Source organism: Paracoccus versutus (assembly GCF_000763885.1).
GTDB lineage: Bacteria > Pseudomonadota > Alphaproteobacteria > Rhodobacterales > Rhodobacteraceae > Paracoccus > Paracoccus versutus.
In genome coordinates this window covers 1-17,283 of record NZ_JRKO01000080.1, presented here as the reverse complement: position 1 = coordinate 17,283, position 17,283 = coordinate 1, and the positions used below count along the sequence as shown (strand labels likewise).

Sequence of the window (17,283 nt, the reverse complement as noted above, 5' to 3'; positions counted from 1 at the left end):
GCTCGGGCAAGATCATGCGCCGCATCCTGCGCAAGATCGCCGAGGACGATTTCGGCGCGCTCGGCGACATCTCGACGCTGGCCGACCCCGGCGTCGTCGACGAACTGATCGAGAACCGGATGAACCGCGCCTGAACCCAGGCGCGGAACACGCTCCCGGCCCTTTTCGCCGGGAGAAACGGAGGAGCAAACACGTCGAAAAAGACGGAACGACATGTCTGAAAAAGGGAGGATTTTAAGGACATGAGTGACAGACAATCGTCAAACGCATACTGGCAGGCCAATCTCAAACTGATCTGGCTGTGCATGATCATCTGGGCCCTGGTGTCCTATGGCTTCGGGATCATCCTGCGGCCGATGGTGGCGGGCATATCGGTGGGAGGAACCGACCTGGGATTCTGGTTCGCGCAGCAAGGCTCGATCCTGGTCTTCATCGTGCTGATCTTCTTCTATGCCTGGCGCATGAACAAGCTCGATGCCGAACACGGCGTGGACGAGTGAGGAGCATCCCATGAGCCAATTTACCCTCAATCTCCTGGTCATCGGCGCGTCCTTCGCGCTTTACATCGGCATCGCGATCTGGGCCCGCGCCGGGTCCACGGCCGAATTCTATGCCGCCAACCGGGGCGTCAGCCCGGTCATGAACGGCATGGCCACGGCGGCCGACTGGATGTCCGCCGCCTCGTTCATCTCGATGGCGGGCCTCATCGCCTTCACCGGCTATGACAACTCGACCTATCTGATGGGCTGGACCGGCGGCTATGTGCTGCTGGCGATGCTGCTTGCGCCCTATCTGCGCAAGTTCGGCAAGTTCACGGTGCCGGAATTCATCGGCGATCGCTTCTATTCGGGCACGGCGCGGATCATCGGCGTGATCTGCCTGCTGATCATCTCGATCACCTATGTGATCGGCCAGATGACCGGCGTCGGCGTGACCTTTTCGCGCTATCTGGAAGTGTCCAGCTCGACCGGGCTGTGGATCGGCGCGGCGCTGGTCTTCGTCTATGCCGTGTTGGGCGGGATGAAGGGCATCACCTATACCCAGGTGGCGCAGTATATCGTGCTGATCATTGCCTATACCATCCCGGCGGTGTTCATCGCGCTGCAACTGACCGGCCATGTGCTGCCGCAGACCGGGCTGTTCGGCACGCTGAACGCATCGGACACCAAGTTCCTGGCGACACTGGACCAGGTGGTTACCGATCTGGGCTTCCGCTCCTATACCGGCCATCACCAGTCGACGCTGGACATGGTGCTGTTCACCATGGCGCTGATGATCGGCACCGCGGGCCTGCCGCATGTCATCATCCGCTTCTTCACCGTGCCGAAGGTGGCCGATGCGCGCAAGTCGGCGGGCTGGGCGCTGGTCTTCATCGCGCTGCTCTATACCGTCGCTCCGGCGGTCGGCTCGATGTCGCGCTTCAACCTGACCGCGACCATGTGGCCGGGCGCCGAGGCAGGCCAAACCTTCAGCCAGCCGGCCGTGTCGCTGAGCGACATCGAGACCCGCGAGGACCTGAACTGGATGCGCAACTGGCAGCTGACCGGGCTGCTGAACTGGGAGGACAAGAACGGGGACGGCCTGATCCAGTATTACAACGAGGCCGGGGCCGCCAATGCACCGGTAGCGGCGATCGTCGCCGAGCAGGGCCTGGTGGGTAACGAACTGACCACCGTGAACAACGACATCATGGTTCTGGCCAACCCGGAGATCGCCAACCTGCCGGGCTGGGTCATCGCCATCGTCGCCGCCGGCGGCCTGGCGGCGGCGCTGTCCACCGCGGCGGGCCTGCTTCTGGCGATCTCGGGCGCGGTCAGCCACGACCTGATCAAGGGCGCGATCAACCCCGGCATCAGCGAGAAGGGAGAGCTGCTTGCCGCCCGCATCTCGATGGGGGTGTCGATCCTGGTGGCGACGATCCTGGGGCTGAACCCGCCCGGCTTTGCCGCGCAGACGGTGGCTTTGGCCTTCGGCCTGGCCGCAAGCTCGATCTTCCCGGTGCTGATGCTGGGCATCTTCTCGACGCGAATGAACAAGGAAGGCGCGATGGCGGGGATGCTGGCCGGGGTCATCTCGACGCTGGTCTATATCTTCACCTACAAGGGCTGGTTCTTCATCTCGGGTACCAACATGCTGCCGGACACGGCCGATGCGTGGCTGTTCGGCATCTCGCCGGCCTCGTTCGGGACCGTCGGCGCGCTGATCAACTTCGCGGTGGCCTATCTGGTGTCCAGCGTCACCAGGGAGCCGCCTGTCGAGGTGCGTGAGCTGGTCGAGTCGATCCGCGTCCCGCGCGGCGCCGGTGCGGCGCAGGCCCACTGACGAACGGTCGCGTCCCTTCGTGGGGGCGCGACCTTTCCGCCAATCGGCAGGGCAGAACCATGACCGACATCGCTGCATTCATCGCCTCGGTTCATCCCTATGACAGCCTGCCGCAGGACGAGCTGGAGCGGGCCGCGGCGTCGTTCAAACGCAGGACCTATCCGGCCGGCAGCGTGATCTATCGCCACGGCGACAGGCTGGCGGGGGTTTACCTGATCGAGAGCGGTTTGGTCCGGGTCTCGGATGCCGTGGGAGATTCCGTTTCCGAACTGATGACGCGCAACTCCTTTGGCGAAAGGGGACTGCTGCGCGACGGGGTGGCGGTTACCACGGCGACGGCCATCGAGGATTCGACCGTGCTGATGCTGCCGCGTGCCGAGCTGATGCGGCTGATCGGCAGCCATCGCGCGGTGGCGCGCTTCTTCGACCGCGGCGGCTTGCCCGGCAATCGAGAAGGCGATCTGGCCCTGCTGAAGGTCGGCGACCTGATCGGGCGGCAGGCGCCGCTGACCTGCACCCCCCAGACCCCTGCCATCGAGGCCGCCCGCGCCATGCGCGACGCCCGCGTCAGCAGCATCGGCGTCCTGGACGGGGATCGGCTGGTCGGGCTGGTCACGATCCGCGACATGTCGAACCGCATCGTCGCCGAGGGGCGCGACGGAAACGTGCCCGTCGCGCAAGTGATGACGCCCGAGCCGATCACGCTGTCGCCCTCGGAACTGGGCTATGACGTGCTGAACATCATGCTCGAGCGCCGCATCGGCCATCTGCCGGTGGTCGAGAAGGGCCGCTTCGTCGGCATGGTCAGCCAGACCGACCTGACGCGGGTGCTGGCGATCTCGGCCTCGGCGCTGATCCGCGATATCGCGCAAGCGGCGGATGTCGCCGAGATGGCGGTGGCGACCGGCCGCATTCCCGCGCTGCTGGTGCAACTGGTCAACGGCCATCACCGGCACGAAACCATCACCCGGATGATTACCGACATCGCCGATGCGGTGACCCGCCGCCTGCTGGTCATGGCCGAGGCGCGGCTGGGTCCGCCGCCCGGCCCCTGGCTATGGGCGGCCTGCGGCAGCCAGGGGCGGCAGGAACAGACCGGCTTGTCGGATCAGGACAATTGCCTGATCCTCGGCGACGATTGCGACTCGGACGATCCGTGGTTCGCCGAGCTTGCGCGCTTTGTCTGCGACGGGCTGAACGCATGCGGCTATGTCTATTGTCCGGGCGAAATGATGGCCATCACCCCGCGCTGGCGCCAGCCGCGCAGGGTTTGGCGCGGCTATTTCCACGACTGGATCGCCCATCCCAGCCCCGAGGCGCAAATGCTGGCCTCGGTCATGTTCGACCTGCGCGCCATCGGCGGCGATGCCGCGCTGCTGGACGGGCTTCAGGCGGAAACCCTGCACATGGCGGCGAAGAATTCGATCTTCGTGGCGCATATGATCTCGAATGCGATGAAACACCGCCCGCCCTTGGGGTTGATCGGCGGCTTCGCGACCGCGCGCACGGGCGAGCATCGCCACCATATCGACATGAAACTCAATGGCGTCGTGCCCGTGGCGGATCTCGCGCGGATCTATGCGTTGCAGGGGCAGCTGACCCCCGTCAACACCAGGGCACGGCTGGTCGAGGCGCAGGCGGCGGGCGTCATCTCGGGTAGCGGTGCGCGCGACTTGATCGCGGCCTATGACCTGATCCAGACCACGCGGCTGGAAAACCAGGCCGCGCAGATCCGCGGGGGCGAACGGCCGGGGAACCACCTGTCCCCCGCCGCGCTGCCCGACTTTCAACGCAGCCACCTGCGCGACGCCTTCGTGGTGGTGCGGGGGATGCAATCGGCGCTAGGCCACGGCAAGGGGATGTTGGGATGAGGGGCGTATGACCGGGATAGGGGTCGAACTGCTGGGCGTGATCGCGGTCGGCGTGGGCGCGGCGGCGCTGCTTTATGCCGGAATGCACCTGTTGCGCAAGCTGGGGTGGGCGCCGGCGCGCTGGCTGCTGCCGGCGGGCATCGGCCTTGCTATGGTCGCTTATGCGGTCTGGAACGACTACGCTTGGTATGACCGCGCGGTCGCCCGGCTGCCCGCGGACGCGCAGATCCTGCTGGTGGGTCGCGACAGTCAGCTCTGGGCGCCCTGGACCTATCTGGCACCGGTCGTGATCCGCTTTGCCGCCCTTGATCCGGCCGGCATCTCGGAGACCGCCGAGGGCATCCGCCGGGCCGGGATCACGCTGGTCGAGCGGCGTGGCCCTACGTTGGTCGTGCCGCAGGAATTCGATTGCGCGAAGGGGCTGGTCCGGCCGGCGCGCGGCGCATGGTCGCCCCCCGGCCCATCGGACCCGGCCTATTCCGTCGTCTGCGGGGGAGGAGGCTGATGGCAGATATCCTTGTGGTCGAGGATGAGGACAATATCGCTACCGCCCTGGATTTCCTGCTGTCGCGCGACGGCCACAAGCACCGCCGCATGGCCACGGGTGCCGGCGCGGTCGAGGAGATCCGGGCCAACCGTCCCGATCTGGTGCTGCTGGACGTGATGCTGCCCGACGTCTCGGGCTATCAGATCGTGCAGGATGTGCGCGCCGATCCGGCGCTGAACGACGTGCGGGTGCTTTTGATGACCGCACGCGGCTCGGTCGTGGAACGCCGCAAGGGGCTGGCGCTGGGGGCGGACGGCTTCATCGCCAAGCCCTTCGAGCTGTCCGAGCTGCGCGCGGAACTGGCGCGGCTGCTGGGGGGACGATGCTGACGCGGCTGTCGCTGAGGGCTCGGGTTCTGCTGATCTTTGCCGGGCTTGCGGGGGCCGTCCTCGCGATCTTGGCGGCGGCGCTGTGGGTGGCGGGGGCAAGCCTTACGGGCCGGGGCGTCCCGGTCCAGGCGATGCTGGACGCGCTGGCGCTTGCGGCGCTGATCGCGGGGTTCGGCGCGTTGGGGATGATCGTCTGGATCTGGTTCCTGTTCGACCGCAATGTGGCCCGCCCGATCGAACTGCTGGCCGGGGGCTTGCGCACCGGCCAGACCCCCGAGATCGAGGAGGCCCGCTATCTTGCCGATCTGGGCCCCGCCGCGCGCGACGCCGCCGAGGCGCGGGCGCGTTCGGCCGAGGCGCTGGCCGATGCGGTCGCCGAACATGCCGCCGACCTGCAACGCGAGAAGGAGGCGCTGGAATCCATCCTTGCCGATATCGGTGCCGGCGCGGTGATGACCGATCCGGCCGGACGGGTGATGTTTTACAACGCCTCCGCCGCGCATCTCTTGCCGGGCATCGCGCTGGACCGCCCCATCGAGCGCCATCTGCCCGGCGGCGCGTTGGAGGCCGGGGCGGCGCGTCTGGCGGCGGGGGCGGCGGCGACGGACCTGACCTGCCTGACCTCGGCCGGGCAGCGGCTGTGGGGGCGCATGCGACGGGTCGATGGCGGCACGCTGCTGATCCTGAACGACCGTCCGCCGCAGCATCCCGCGCCGCGCGACCTGCTGGAGACTCTGCGCCGCCATGCCGCGACCCTGGTGCCGATGCTGGGTGCGTTGGAGGGACCGATCCCGCCCGCGCTGGCGCAGGCGATCCAGAGCGAGGGGCAGGGATTGGCCAATGTCCTGCGCGCACTGACCGAGGCGATGAGCGGTGACGCCCCGCGCGGAGGGGCTGGGCTTAACGAACTGGCCGCCGGGCTGGACCTGGCGCCCGACCAGCCTCGGCTGGTGCTGCTGGCTGACGCGGCCGGCGTGAACGGGCTGCTGCGCCATCTGGACCGCCGCCTGCGCGAACAGGGTGCGGCCCCCCGCCTTGCCGCCGAGGCCGAGGCCGGGGCCGAGGCGTCCGAGGCGCGGCTCTTGCTGCTCTGGACCGGGGCGGCGCTGCCCATGGACCGGCTGGAGGCCTGGTTGGCCGAACCGCCCGATCCGGCGCAGCCCGAACTGACCGGGCACGAGATCCTGGCCGCGCATGCCACCGGCATCTGGACCGAGGCGCGGGACGGTCAGGCGCGGCTGGTTCTGCCACTGCCGATCGCGCCGGGCCGGCCGGACAGCGCCGGGCTGACCTATGACTTCGCCCTGTCGCGGCGCGGCGCGGCCTCGTCGCGGCTGGCCGATCTGACCTGCGTGGTCTTCGACACCGAGACGACCGGGCTTGACCCCGCCGCCGACCGCATCGTGCAGATCGCCGGGCTGCGCATCGCCCGCGGCCGCCTGACCGGCGAGCGTTTCGACACGCTGGTTGATCCCGGCCGGCCGATCCCGCCTGCCTCGACCGCCGTGCATGGCATCACGGATGCGATGGTGGCCGGTGCCCCTGACATGACCGCAGCACTGACCGCCTTTCACCATTTCGCCGAGGATACGGTGCTGGTCGCCCATAACGCACCCTTCGACATGGGCTTCCTGCGCCGCGCCGTGCCCGAGACCGGGGCGCATTTCGACAATCAGGTGCTGGATACGGTGCTGCTTTCGGCGATGCTCTGGGGCCAGTCGGCGCCGCATTCGCTGGATGCGCTGACCGAGCGGCTTGGCATCATAATCCCGCCCGAGGCGCGCCACACCGCCATGGGCGACGCCCGCGCAACGGCCGAGGCCTATTTGCGGCTGATCGCGGCACTGGAGGCCAAGGGGCTGGAACGATTCGAGGACATACTGGCCGAGGCTCGCCGCCACCGCCGCCTGATCGACAACGCCAACAAGCCGGCAGGCGAGACCGCCTCCGACCCTGGGCCGGGGGCAGGCTGACCGCCCGACCTTCTGCGCGGCCATGGGGCGGACCGAATATCCGCCAGCCGGCAATTCCGCCGGCCGGCGCCGTCGGAACGGATAGGCCTGCCCCGCCCGTTCCGATGCGGCGCTTCCGGTTCACCAGCCAATCCCGCAACGCCACTGCTGTGGCGTGTCCAAAGAGGAGTGCACCACCGGGAATACTTTAAGAAGCGTTAAGAGGTCCATGTGCGAATCGTCAAGCTGAAGCGTCTTGGTGTGGCGACAATGGCAGTGGGGCGGGCAGTGAAGCTGCGAGATCGTTGAGCGAATAGGTAGATCGCGTTGTTTTTTCTGGCGCGGGACAGATGGTATGAATTTTGTACGCTATCACCCATGCACTGGGTTGGTTGAGCCGATAGACTATTAGTATTGTGGCATAGTTGCTTTGCGTGATGATAACTACGCAGCAGTTCGAAACAGACCATAACTGCCATATGGTGGAAGTGAGCCTTTGGTGAGATGATTGGTTGAAGTAAACTGCCAGGATTGATGAATGCGCACACCTGCAACCACCTTTACTTGCTCCGGGCGCAAGTAAAGATCATAGCTTGCCCCGCAACCAACGATAATTGCGAAACCTCCAAAGCCCCGGCTGCGGAGGTTTTTTGCTGCCTAGGCGACGGCCTCCGCGACGCCTCCATCCGCCCCAGAAGATTGTCCAGCGCCTCGGCCTCCGACAGGAAATCCGGGTTCTTCCTGCCCGCCGCGAAGCGCAGGATCGCGCCGAGGTCGCCGCGCAGCACGATGGCCAGTTCGCCATCCTCCGGCACCAGCGTCACCTGCTCGACCAGCGAGTGCAGGATCTCCGCCGCCTGCGCACGGTTGTCCTCGTGCCGCAGGTTCTCGGAAAGCTCTGCGATGCGTTGAGCATAGAGCGCCGCCATGTTCGGGTGCAGCAGGGGCGGCGGCTCGTCGGCATTGGCCAGTTTTGCGGTCAACTCGGCCTTGCGGGCTTCCAGCCGCTTCATGTCGTCGACGATGGCCTGGATCGGGCCGCCGGCCTTCAGCGCGGCCAGCAGCTTCGACAGTTCCCGGTCGATACGGGGAGGCATTCGTCGCGCAGGCTGCCATTGAATGACTCGGTGTAGCCATTTTGCCGGGGCTTGCCCGGATCGATATAATGCCATTCGACGCCGGCCTCGTTGGCCCACTTCAGGATCGCCTTGCTGGTGAACTCGGTGCCCCTCCTCGGGAAAACGATCCCCCGGATCGTTTTCTGATCCTCGTCGATCACTGACGACACAGGCCGGCTTGCCGTAGATCCTGACCAGCGCATCCAGTTCCCGCGCTACCCTGGCCCCCGAGATGCTGGTGTCGGCGATCAAGGCGAGGTTTTCGCGGCAGCAGGGGAACGATCCCGCCGGTGCAGCGCCAGTCACCACCCTGGTCGAGCTGACCTTCCAGCGAAAGAAGATCGAGCACTGGATCAGGTTCGGCCGCAAGAGCTATGAGCAGATCATCGACCGCCGCCGCAGCCTCGTCGGTTTCGCGCCGGATGCGGTCCTCGCCTTCGTCCGCTGGGCCTCGAACGACTACGGCACGATCGTTTCCCGCATCGACATTGTGCGGGCAATCGGTCGCGGCGAGCCGTTCCAGACGCTGCCCTTCGTCCGCCCCGGCGGTGAAATCCTGTTGCGCCTCAGTGGCTGGCCGAAGGTGCAGCACGCCTTGCAGGTGATCGACGCCGTGGAGGCGCTTGGCTTTGATCCGACGGAAGTATCGCCGGACTATTGGCGGTACGTCCACAATCGCCTGACCGCCGGTCTGGAGCCGCATCCCTATACGCCCGAACGCCATGCCGCATGGATCGGCCGCCGGAGGATCGACCCATGACGTCCGCCGGATATTTCTGGGCAACATATCTGACGGCGCTGACCGTCCTCGGCCTTTCGCTGCTCGACATCGCGCCGCGGCTGATCTGGAATGCCAGCGCCAGCGTGCCGGTCGGGTTCTACATGCTACGCCCGGAGCCGCAGCCGGCCATCGGCGATCTGGTCGCCGTCATGCCGCCTGAACCGCTCGCCGGTTTCATCGCCGAACGCGGCTATGTCGCGACGGGCGTGCCGCTCCTGAAGCCCGTGCTCGGCCTGCCGGGACAGCGGGTTTGCCGTGACGGTCTGACGGTCACGCTGGACGGGATCGGGATGGGCGAGGCGCTGGCGCGCGATCGGCTCGGCCGCGATCTGCCCGTCTGGCAGGGCTGCCGCGTGATCCGCGAGGGCGAGCTGCTCCTGATGAACCGGGAGGTCCGCGACAGCCTCGACGGCCGATATTTCGGCGCCATCCCCGCAAATTCCGTCATCGGTAGGGCGATCCCGCTCTGGACCGATGAGGAAGGCGACGGCCGCTTTGAATGGCGCGCGCCGACGCAGTGACTTCGCACTTCAACCATCAACCACAGGAGACTTGCCATGCCCCAGATCGGTCAGTTCACACGCGGGAAATCCGGGTTCGCCGGCCGCGTCCAGACCCTCACACTCGCCTTTGATCTGGCGATCAGACCCGCAAGCTCACCGACGAGATAGATCAGGATCGGTTCACGCGGCTCGACCGCGCCATGGCCGAGGAAGCCGATGCGCGGCATCTCGATCTGCGCCTTGAGCCCGGCACGCCCCGGCGGCAATTCGAGCGAAGCCTTCGCCTGCGCCGGCTTGCCAGGCTGGAGAACATGGGCCTCGCCACCGAACACGCGCCCGGTATCTGGGAATTGAGCGAACGGCTGGAGCCGACCCTGCGCGAACTGGGCGCGCGCGGCGACATCATCCGCACCATGCACGAGGCGCTGAAGGCCGATGGTCTGGACCGCGATCCGATGAGCTTCCAAATCCATGACGGATCGCCCGCGACGCCCATCGCCGGCCGCGTCGTGGACAAGCACCTGTCCGACGAACTGGGCGAGAATCTGACCGTCGTGGTGGACGGGATCGACGGCCGCACCCACCACATCGCCGGCATCGCGCCCGAGCGGCTGGAGGATGCCCGCATCGGTAGCATCGTCGAGATCGGCCCCGCCGAGGTGGCAACCCGGCCGTCCGACCGCACCATCATGGCTATCGCCGAGGACGGCATCTATCGACCGAGCCGCCATCTGGAGCAGGCGAAATTTGAAGGCTGCGTTCCGGGCGGCGACTATGAGGGCTATGTCGATGCCCATGTCCGCCGACTGGAGGCGCTGCGCCGCGCCGGGATCGTCGAACGCATCGACGCCGACCAATGGAGCATCCCCGATGATCTGGTCAGCCGCGCTGCCGTCTATGACGCCGCCCGCGACCGGCAAGCCAGCGTGCGCGTCCTGTCCCCGGTCGGTCTGGAAAAGCAGATCGGATCGGACGGCGCGACATGGCTGGACCGGCGATTGATCCATGGCGAAACGGCCGACCTTGCGTCGGTCGGTTTCGGCCAGCAGGTGCGCGAGGCGATGGACCAGCGCCGCGAGCATCATATCGAACAGGGCGACGCCACCCGAGCACGGAATGGCCGCGTCTTTTACCGGCGCAACCTTCTCGCCACCTTGCGCGAGCGCGAGGTTGCCCGCGTCGGCGCGGAGATGGCCGAGAGCAAGGGGCTGCCGTTCCGCGCCGCCACGGACGGGGAGACCGTCAGCGGCAAGTTCACCGGCACCGTGCAGCTATCGAGCGGCAAGTTCGCCGTGGTTGAGCAATCCTATGAATTTACCCTTGTCCCGTGGCGGCCGGTCATCGACCGCCAGCTCGGCCGCGAGGTCATGGGCGTCGTGCAGGGCGGATCGGTGTCGTGGCAGTTAGGACGGCAGCGGGGGCTGGGCCTGTAGGTTGACCGCATCAGGCCGTGGTGCGGCGCGCAGACCTTGGCGCCGTGAATCCTCCTTGATGCGTCGGTGTTTATCTGTGGATGTGCCGTTGCCTCTTGCCGAGGCACACAATAGTGTGATGCGCGGGTCAGCTACCAGCCAGCTCAGTTGTTCAGCGTCATGTGTCGCTGCTCATGGTTGGAGAGCGGAATTCCGGAATGACCCCAGAAGAAAGCGACAGTCTCAGGCAGTTTGCAGTCATGTGGCATGGCCATATGCAGGAAACAGTTGTTCGGGGGCTGCTGTCCATGTCGGCGAGGGACGCGGGACATGGGCGAGCGTGACGATCCGCATGGGGTTTTCGGCGCTTTGATGAGCGGCTACGACAGGTTGACGCGCCGTCTGACGCGACGGTTGGGCACCGTATCCGATGCCCAGGACGTGATGCAGGATACGTGGCTCAAACTCGCCAGGGCGCAGGATGTTCAGGACATATCGAGCCCCGGTGCCTATGTCGGGCAGGTGGCGGAAAATCTGGCGATAGACCGACTTCGCGCGCAAGGGGTCCGCGAGAGGTACTTCACGACGGCGGAGTTCCATGACCGGCCTGCCGACCTTCCTTCGGCAGAACGTATCGTCGATTTTCGTCAGCGCGTGGCGCGTCTGGAAGCGATCATCGCTGACCTGCCGGCCCGGCAGCGACAGGTTTTTCTCATGCACAAGTTCGACGGGCTAAGCCATTCCGACATCGCCACCCGTCTGGGGATCAGCCGAAGCGCGGTGGAAAAGCTGATCATGAAGGCGCTCGCACAGTGCCGTGACGGTTTGGGTGACCTGCTTGATGACCTCTGATATGCGAAATCCACAACCGGGGGTGAGGTGGTGGGGTTCCTCATCCGTCTTGGATAGAGAAGGATCGCTCCACCTCGTCCCCATTTCCGTCCGGAAGACATATCCATTAGCCGGTGACCCCGATGGCACGAGCCAAAGATAGTCCAGACCTGCAAGGCCACGGAGGCGATGTCCGTGACGAGGCGCTTGCCTGGTTCGTGCGCATGAACTCGGGGGATGCCACTGAAGCCGACCGTGCCCGTCATGCCGCCTGGCTTGCCGCCGATCTCCGGCACCGGCAAGAATATGCGAAGCTCGGCGGAATCTGGAGCGACCTTGATGCTGTCCGGGATCCGCGGTCGATTACCCCGATGCCGCCGGTTACTCCGGTAATATCCCGACGCATGGTGCTGTCAGGCAGTATCGCGGCGGGGCTGGCCGGCGGCTACCTCGCGCTGAACGGCCTGCCGGATTTCCTGCAAAGCGACGAATACACCGGCACGGGCGAAACCCGTCGTGCCACGCTCGAAGACGGCAGCACCGTCGATCTTGATGCCGATACGGCCTTTGCGCTGGAATTCGACAATCAAGTCCGAGGCATCAATCTGCAGCGAGGGCGGGCGTTTTTCGACGTTGCAGCAGACCCTCGTCCGTTCCGCGTGCGGGCGGATGGAGGGATCATCACTGCGCTGGGCACCCGTTTTTCCGTCCATCTCTGGGATGGCAGCACGACCATCGCGGTCGAGGAGCACGCCGTCACCGTGCAATCGGCCGGGCTGGGCGAGGTCCGGCTTGAAGAAGGCGAGCGCATCTCCTTCGGCAACGGTGCGCCCGGCACAGTGGAGCCTTTCGATGCCTATATCGAAACCGCATGGCTGCGCGGCAAGCTGATCTTCGAGGACCGGCCGCTCCGCCAGGTTCTGGCCGACGTCAATCGTTACCGCAGCGGAACCATCCAGGTCACCAGCGACAGGCTGCTGGACATGCGGGTCAGCGGCATCTTCGACATCTCCAACCCCGATGGGGTTCTGGAGGCCATCGAGAACACCCTTCCGGTGCGCAGCACTCATGTAACGCGCTATCTGGTCGTGCTGCGTCCCGTCTGACCGGGCCGCAGCCGATTTCCCGACAAAAAAGTTAAGAAAGTTCGCCGGAGGGGGTGAGGTGCCCCCGCCCGGTAGCCGTCTAGGGGATATCAGGCATCGTTTCGGATGCCGCCTCAACCATATGGACGGGAGTTTTAGAGATCATGAGGCAGAGTTTCCCCCGCAGCCAGGCCAAGACGGGTCTTGGCATGCGCATCACCCTCGCGCTGTTGGCGTCGACGGCCATCATCTCGGGCGGCGGGCTTTACCTTCCCGCAGTAGCCCAGGAGGCATCGATTACTTATACGGTGCCTGCCGGACCGCTCGGCTCGGCCATCACGCGTTTCGGTGAACGCTCTGGCCTCCAGATCCTCTACCCGGCCGATCTCGTGCGCGGCAAGCAGTCGCCGGGTGTCTCCGGAAATCTGACAGCGGATGAGGCGCTCTCCCGTCTCCTTTCGGGCAGTGGTCTGACGTATCAATACACCGCCGCCAATACGGTGACGATCGTGCCGATCAGCGCAGCAGGGACGTCGAGCGTGGCCCCGGACGGCTCGATCATGCTGGACACGATTACGATTCAGGCAGGCGGTGCGAACACCGAGAGTAGCAACAGCTATACGACGACGGCCAGTACCATCGGGAAAACCGACGAGACCCTGCGGGAGACGCCGCAATCTGTCACAGTGATCACCACGCGGCAGATTAAGGATCGCGGTCTGACGGACCTTGGCGCCGCCATGAACAGCGCGACTGGTGTGACCGTGAGCCCGGATCAGTACTATGGCGCGGGCCGATTTTTCGCGCGTGGCTTTGAAATCAGCAATTTGCGCATCGACGGCGGCGCGGTCGGCGTGACCAGTTCCTACGATGCGATCGGCAGTATCGGCTTATCGCGCTATGATCGCGTTGAGGTGCTACGTGGGGCTGATGGGCTGTTCTCGGGTAATGGCGAGGCGGGCGGTGTCATTAGCCTGGTACGCAAGCGGCCGCTGGACGAGCGGGCAAGCACAGCCGAACTGTCCTACAGCAACTGGAATCGGGCGACGGTAAGCTATGACTACAGCACCCCGTTAACTAAGGATGGCGACGTGCGGGCGCGTATGATCCTTTCTGCGGAAAAGGGCGACACCTTCTATAACGGGGGCGAATTGGACAACCGGTCGTTCTACGCGATCATCGAAGCGGACCTAGGCGACAGCACCGTTCTAACCTTCGGTGGTAGCTACGATCGGCAGCGCAGTGCTCCCTGGTGGGCTGGTATGCCGCGCTATCTGGACGGTTCTGATATCGGCCTTCCAGTCGAAGCCAGCCTCGGCACCGATTGGGCCGATCTGGATCATAAGGGCTGGGAGATTTTTGCGGGTTTGCGGCATGACTTTGCCAATGGTTGGGTTTGGAATAGTAATCTTACTTATGCCGAGCATAAATACCGCGGCCTCTATGGCTACCTGGCAGGTGCGGTTGATCCGCTGACCGGCGATGGCTTGGTCTATAACGGGTCACATAATTGGGCCGATGGTTATCAGATCCAAGCTGATACGAATATCTCTGGCGCTTTTGATCTGCTTGGGCGTCGCGCAGATATTGTTATTGGCTTAGACTATGCAAAGCACAGCTCAGACGTAAACCGCAGCGAATTCACCGGACCAGCAGTCAATCTGGACGATGTGGGCGATGCGAATTGGCCGATTGCGACTATACCGGATTTTCCTGGAGACTATTATTTCAATTTCCACCCATACACGGAAACGCGCTATGGTGTATACGCGCGTGGAAAGTTCGAAATGAGCGATCAAACCCGGATCATCCTTGGCGCGCGTTATGGAAATTACAAGTATTCCTTTCATCGAGCGAGTTACAATCGCGACGGGTCGGTGAATTGGCGTGAGGCTATTGATTACAGCGATAATGGGGTGCTGACGCCTTTTGCTGCGGTATCGCATGACCTCAACCGGGATTGGACAGCATATGCAAGCGTTGCAACGATTTATCAATCGCAATCACGCTATTTGCGTGGCCCTGAGCCGGGATCGCCGTTAAACCCGATTACCGGACGCACCTTCGAAACTGGTCTTAAGGGAGAACTTCTGGGGGGAGCAATGAACGCAAGCCTCGCGGCTTACTATACTAAGCGCGAGGGCGAGGCCGTTCGGGATCCCCGTTACGCTGGTGCGTCTAACCCAGGAAATGGTAGTAGTTGCTGTTATCTTGACGACGGTGAGGTAACTAGCAGGGGGTTGGACATAGAGGTTTCAGGTGAGGTCGCGTCAGGGCTTCAACTATTCGCCGGCTATACGCTTAATATCAACAAAAATAAAGAAACTAACGGTGTTTATAGCGCCATCACCCCAAGACATCTGGTGAAGGTATGGGCGAACTACAACCTTCCTAATGATTATTCGAAGTGGACGATCGGCGCCGGCCTGCGCGCGCAAAGCACCACCAAGGTTAGTGGGACGGAGTGGGTTGAGCGTGCCGGTGGGGAGTGGAGCGAGGTACCCTTTAATTTTGGGCAAGGTGGATATGCCGTAGCGGATCTGAGTGTACGCTATGATTTTAGCGACGACGCGTCACTGACATTGAATATCAACAACGTCTTTGATAGAGGCTATTATGCGCAGCTCGGCACCTTGTCCAAGAACAATTTCTACGGCCCCCCGCGCGAGATCGCGTTGACGTTCCGCAGTACATTCTGAGGTAATCGTATTCATGTGAGGGTTCGGGAGTTTCAGAGTCTCGTGAGAACCCGAACCAATTCGTAATGGATGCGGTCATTGCTGGTCGTTTCCGCCCCTTCCCTTGAACCACCGTACTTGCGGCTCGAAACAGGAAGATACTGATGATCCCCTTAACTATCCGCACAGACTTGCTCCGTATGGTGCTGCCAGTGGCTTTGGCACTGACCTTAGCGATGCCCGCTGTCGCACAGCAGGCGCCGAATGAACCCGCACCGCTGACAACGGCCGAATTTGCCCCCGCCATGATCCGCACCGACACGATCCCCGGCGCCTATGAGGTCGTGCATTGGATGGAGGAAGGGCTGGCCTTCGTCGCGTCGGTGCCGTCCTTCGATGAAGGCACGGCGGGCTTCATCCATGTGCTGGACGCCGATGACCTGCACCCCATTCGCCAGATCCAGCTGCCCCGCCGGCCCTTTGCGCTGGCCTTGGACCGCAGAACCGGGCGGCTCTACGCCGGCAATACGCTGGACGGCTCGCTGACCGTGATCGACGCGAAGGGCGGGCAGATTCTCGACACCATCCAGCTCGGATTGGAAAAGGAGGAGGGCGGCTTCGAACACACCCGCATGATCACGCTGGACGAAGACAGGGGCCTTGCCTTCGTCACCAGTCCCGGCCGCGAGGGCGTGGTCTGGATTGTGGACCTGAAGGCGGGCGAGTTGCTGCACCGGATCGAGGGCGGGCTATGGCCGGCCGGTGCGGCTTATAATGCGAGTGCGGGACGTTTCTACGCCAGCGGTGGCGGGATCGAGGAAATCTCGGTCATCGACGCGGTCAGCGGCGAGCGGGCAGGCATGATCTCGACCGGCGATACGACCGAGGAGGCGGCCGAGGCTTCACAGCATTTCTTCCTCAATCTGGCGATCGACACCGAAGGCCAGCGCCTGTTTGCGGCCGACGCGAACAAGGGTGCGATTTACGTCTTCGATATCGCCAGCGGCAAGGTGGTCAATCAAATCCCTGTCGGTCCCGGCACGCTGGACGTGGCATTCAATCCTGCCCGGTCGGAGATTTATGCCACCTGGCGGGGCACGACACGGAAGGAAAACGCAGGCACCGGCGGGCTGGTGGTGATCGGTGCGCAGGACTATGCGGTAAAGCAGCGCATTCCGCTGCCTGTGCACCCCAACAGCATTGAGGTCAGCGAAGACGGCCAGACCCTGTTCGTGACCGTCAAGGTTCCGCATGACAAGGAGCATCCCGACTATCGCGAAGGCGCGCTGGATTCGGTCATTCGGGTCGATCTGGAGAAGCTGCCCGCTGCGGATCGATGAGAGTTTGAACGCGTGGTGCAGCATCCTGTTGCACCACGATTTGCGGTATGGGACATGAGCCTGGGCATGTGCCGGGGCTGCTGTCCGGCGCCGGAGCGTCCTGAGCCAGCCCTGCCGGCTGCCGGCCTCGCTATCTGCGAGAGCCCGGCACCGGGCCGCCAAGCCAGGTCAAGACGTATAGGATCGTGTTCGGGTCATCCGGGCAGGTCATACCGAACCATCGCAAGCCGTCGTCGCCAGCCCCGAACGGATCAAGGATGGGTTTGCCGAATGAACGCCCTCAATCACGGCGCGAAGATCCCTGCGCCATGGCAGGAATCGCCCCCGACCCGGCGTCCGGGCAAGCGGCGGGTCGCGCTGGCCGTGCTGGCGATCATGCTGCTGGCGGGCGCGGGGCTGTGGCATCTGCGCGGCGGGCCGCCCGCCGTCGCCTATGACACCGCGCCGGTCATGCGCCGCGACCTGGAAAACGCCGTGACCGCCTCGGGCCGGATCGAGCCGCATGCCCATGTCG

The 17,283-nt window shown here is 64.4% G+C and carries 15 protein-coding genes and 2 pseudogenes; 15 read left to right on the top strand and 2 right to left on the bottom strand.

Annotated elements, in window-relative coordinates:
• The first annotated feature begins 242 nt into the window (after window positions 1-242).
• From IT40_RS23845 to IT40_RS23820, 6 genes are read left to right on the top strand one after another with little or no spacing between them, the layout of a single operon-like run.
• Complete coding sequence (locus tag IT40_RS23845) at window positions 243-500, top strand: DUF4212 domain-containing protein (protein WP_036760348.1); 258 nt, start codon at window positions 243-245, stop codon at window positions 498-500.
• A gap of 10 nt (window positions 501-510) precedes the next feature.
• Entirely contained in the window at window positions 511-2,322 is a 1,812-nt protein-coding gene (locus tag IT40_RS23840) for a sodium:solute symporter family protein (RefSeq protein ID WP_036760346.1), read from the top strand.
• A gap of 59 nt (window positions 2,323-2,381) precedes the next feature.
• Window positions 2,382-4,193 carry a DUF294 nucleotidyltransferase-like domain-containing protein gene (locus IT40_RS23835; protein ID WP_036760344.1) on the top strand — a complete coding sequence of 604 codons (1,812 nt, stop codon included), beginning with the start codon at window positions 2,382-2,384 and terminating at the stop codon, window positions 4,191-4,193.
• A gap of 7 nt (window positions 4,194-4,200) precedes the next feature.
• Window positions 4,201-4,698 carry a hypothetical protein gene (locus tag IT40_RS23830; protein ID WP_036760342.1) on the top strand — a complete coding sequence of 166 codons (498 nt, stop codon included), beginning with the start codon at window positions 4,201-4,203 and terminating at the stop codon, window positions 4,696-4,698.
• Window positions 4,698-5,069, top strand: coding sequence for a response regulator transcription factor (locus IT40_RS23825; protein WP_036760340.1), 372 nt, complete (start codon window positions 4,698-4,700; stop codon window positions 5,067-5,069). Before IT40_RS23830 ends, IT40_RS23825 begins: the two co-directional genes overlap by 1 nt.
• Entirely contained in the window at window positions 5,063-7,042 is a 1,980-nt protein-coding gene (locus IT40_RS23820) for a 3'-5' exonuclease (RefSeq protein ID WP_036760338.1), read from the top strand. Before IT40_RS23825 ends, IT40_RS23820 begins: the two co-directional genes overlap by 7 nt.
• 539 nt (window positions 7,043-7,581) lie before the next feature.
• Here the strand turns inward: IT40_RS23820 and IT40_RS23815 are convergent.
• Together IT40_RS23815 and IT40_RS28050 are read right to left on the bottom strand one after the other, a co-directional pair.
• Window positions 7,582-8,118, bottom strand: a complete 537-nt coding sequence (locus IT40_RS23815; protein ID WP_036760337.1) for a hypothetical protein — start codon at window positions 8,116-8,118, stop codon at window positions 7,582-7,584.
• Window positions 8,112-8,412 (bottom strand): annotated as a pseudogene (locus IT40_RS28050) (integrase core domain-containing protein); the annotation flags it as partial. The pseudogene IT40_RS28050 and the gene IT40_RS23815, both read right to left, overlap by 7 nt.
• On the opposite strand from IT40_RS28050, the gene IT40_RS23805 reads away from it, so the two are divergent.
• The 9 genes and pseudogenes from IT40_RS23805 to IT40_RS23775 all read left to right on the top strand — a co-directional run.
• Entirely contained in the window at window positions 8,372-8,899 is a 528-nt protein-coding gene (locus IT40_RS23805; RefSeq protein ID WP_036760336.1) for a DUF2840 domain-containing protein, read from the top strand. The pseudogene IT40_RS28050 and the gene IT40_RS23805 overlap by 41 nt on opposite strands.
• Window positions 8,896-9,441: a S26 family signal peptidase gene (locus tag IT40_RS23800; protein ID WP_036760335.1), complete on the top strand. Its 546-nt coding sequence runs from the start codon at window positions 8,896-8,898 to the stop codon at window positions 9,439-9,441. The genes IT40_RS23805 and IT40_RS23800 overlap by 4 nt, the downstream gene beginning before the upstream one ends.
• A 36-nt stretch (window positions 9,442-9,477) precedes the next feature.
• Window positions 9,478-9,591 carry a DUF736 family protein gene (locus IT40_RS28045; RefSeq protein ID WP_072464205.1) on the top strand — a complete coding sequence of 38 codons (114 nt, stop codon included), beginning with the start codon at window positions 9,478-9,480 and terminating at the stop codon, window positions 9,589-9,591.
• Window positions 9,592-9,623: 32 nt separating this feature from the next.
• A complete protein-coding gene (locus tag IT40_RS23795) occupies window positions 9,624-10,856 on the top strand; it encodes a DUF3363 domain-containing protein (RefSeq protein WP_084197424.1) in 1,233 nt (410 codons plus the stop codon).
• 309 nt (window positions 10,857-11,165) lie between these two features.
• Window positions 11,166-11,687, top strand: a complete 522-nt coding sequence (locus IT40_RS23790; protein WP_036760333.1) for an RNA polymerase sigma factor — start codon at window positions 11,166-11,168, stop codon at window positions 11,685-11,687.
• A gap of 122 nt (window positions 11,688-11,809) precedes the next feature.
• Window positions 11,810-12,772, top strand: coding sequence for a FecR family protein (locus IT40_RS23785; protein ID WP_036760331.1), 963 nt, complete (start codon window positions 11,810-11,812; stop codon window positions 12,770-12,772).
• 188 nt (window positions 12,773-12,960) lie between these two features.
• The gene (locus IT40_RS28040) at window positions 12,961-15,450 is read left to right on the top strand and encodes a TonB-dependent siderophore receptor (protein WP_166436149.1); all 2,490 of its coding nucleotides are present in this window, start codon (window positions 12,961-12,963) and stop codon (window positions 15,448-15,450) included.
• Window positions 15,451-15,593: 143 nt separating this feature from the next.
• A complete protein-coding gene (locus tag IT40_RS23780; protein ID WP_036760329.1) occupies window positions 15,594-16,769 on the top strand; it encodes a YncE family protein in 1,176 nt (391 codons plus the stop codon).
• Between the two features lie 270 nt (window positions 16,770-17,039).
• Window positions 17,040-17,283, top strand: a pseudogene (locus IT40_RS23775) (efflux RND transporter periplasmic adaptor subunit); the annotation flags it as partial.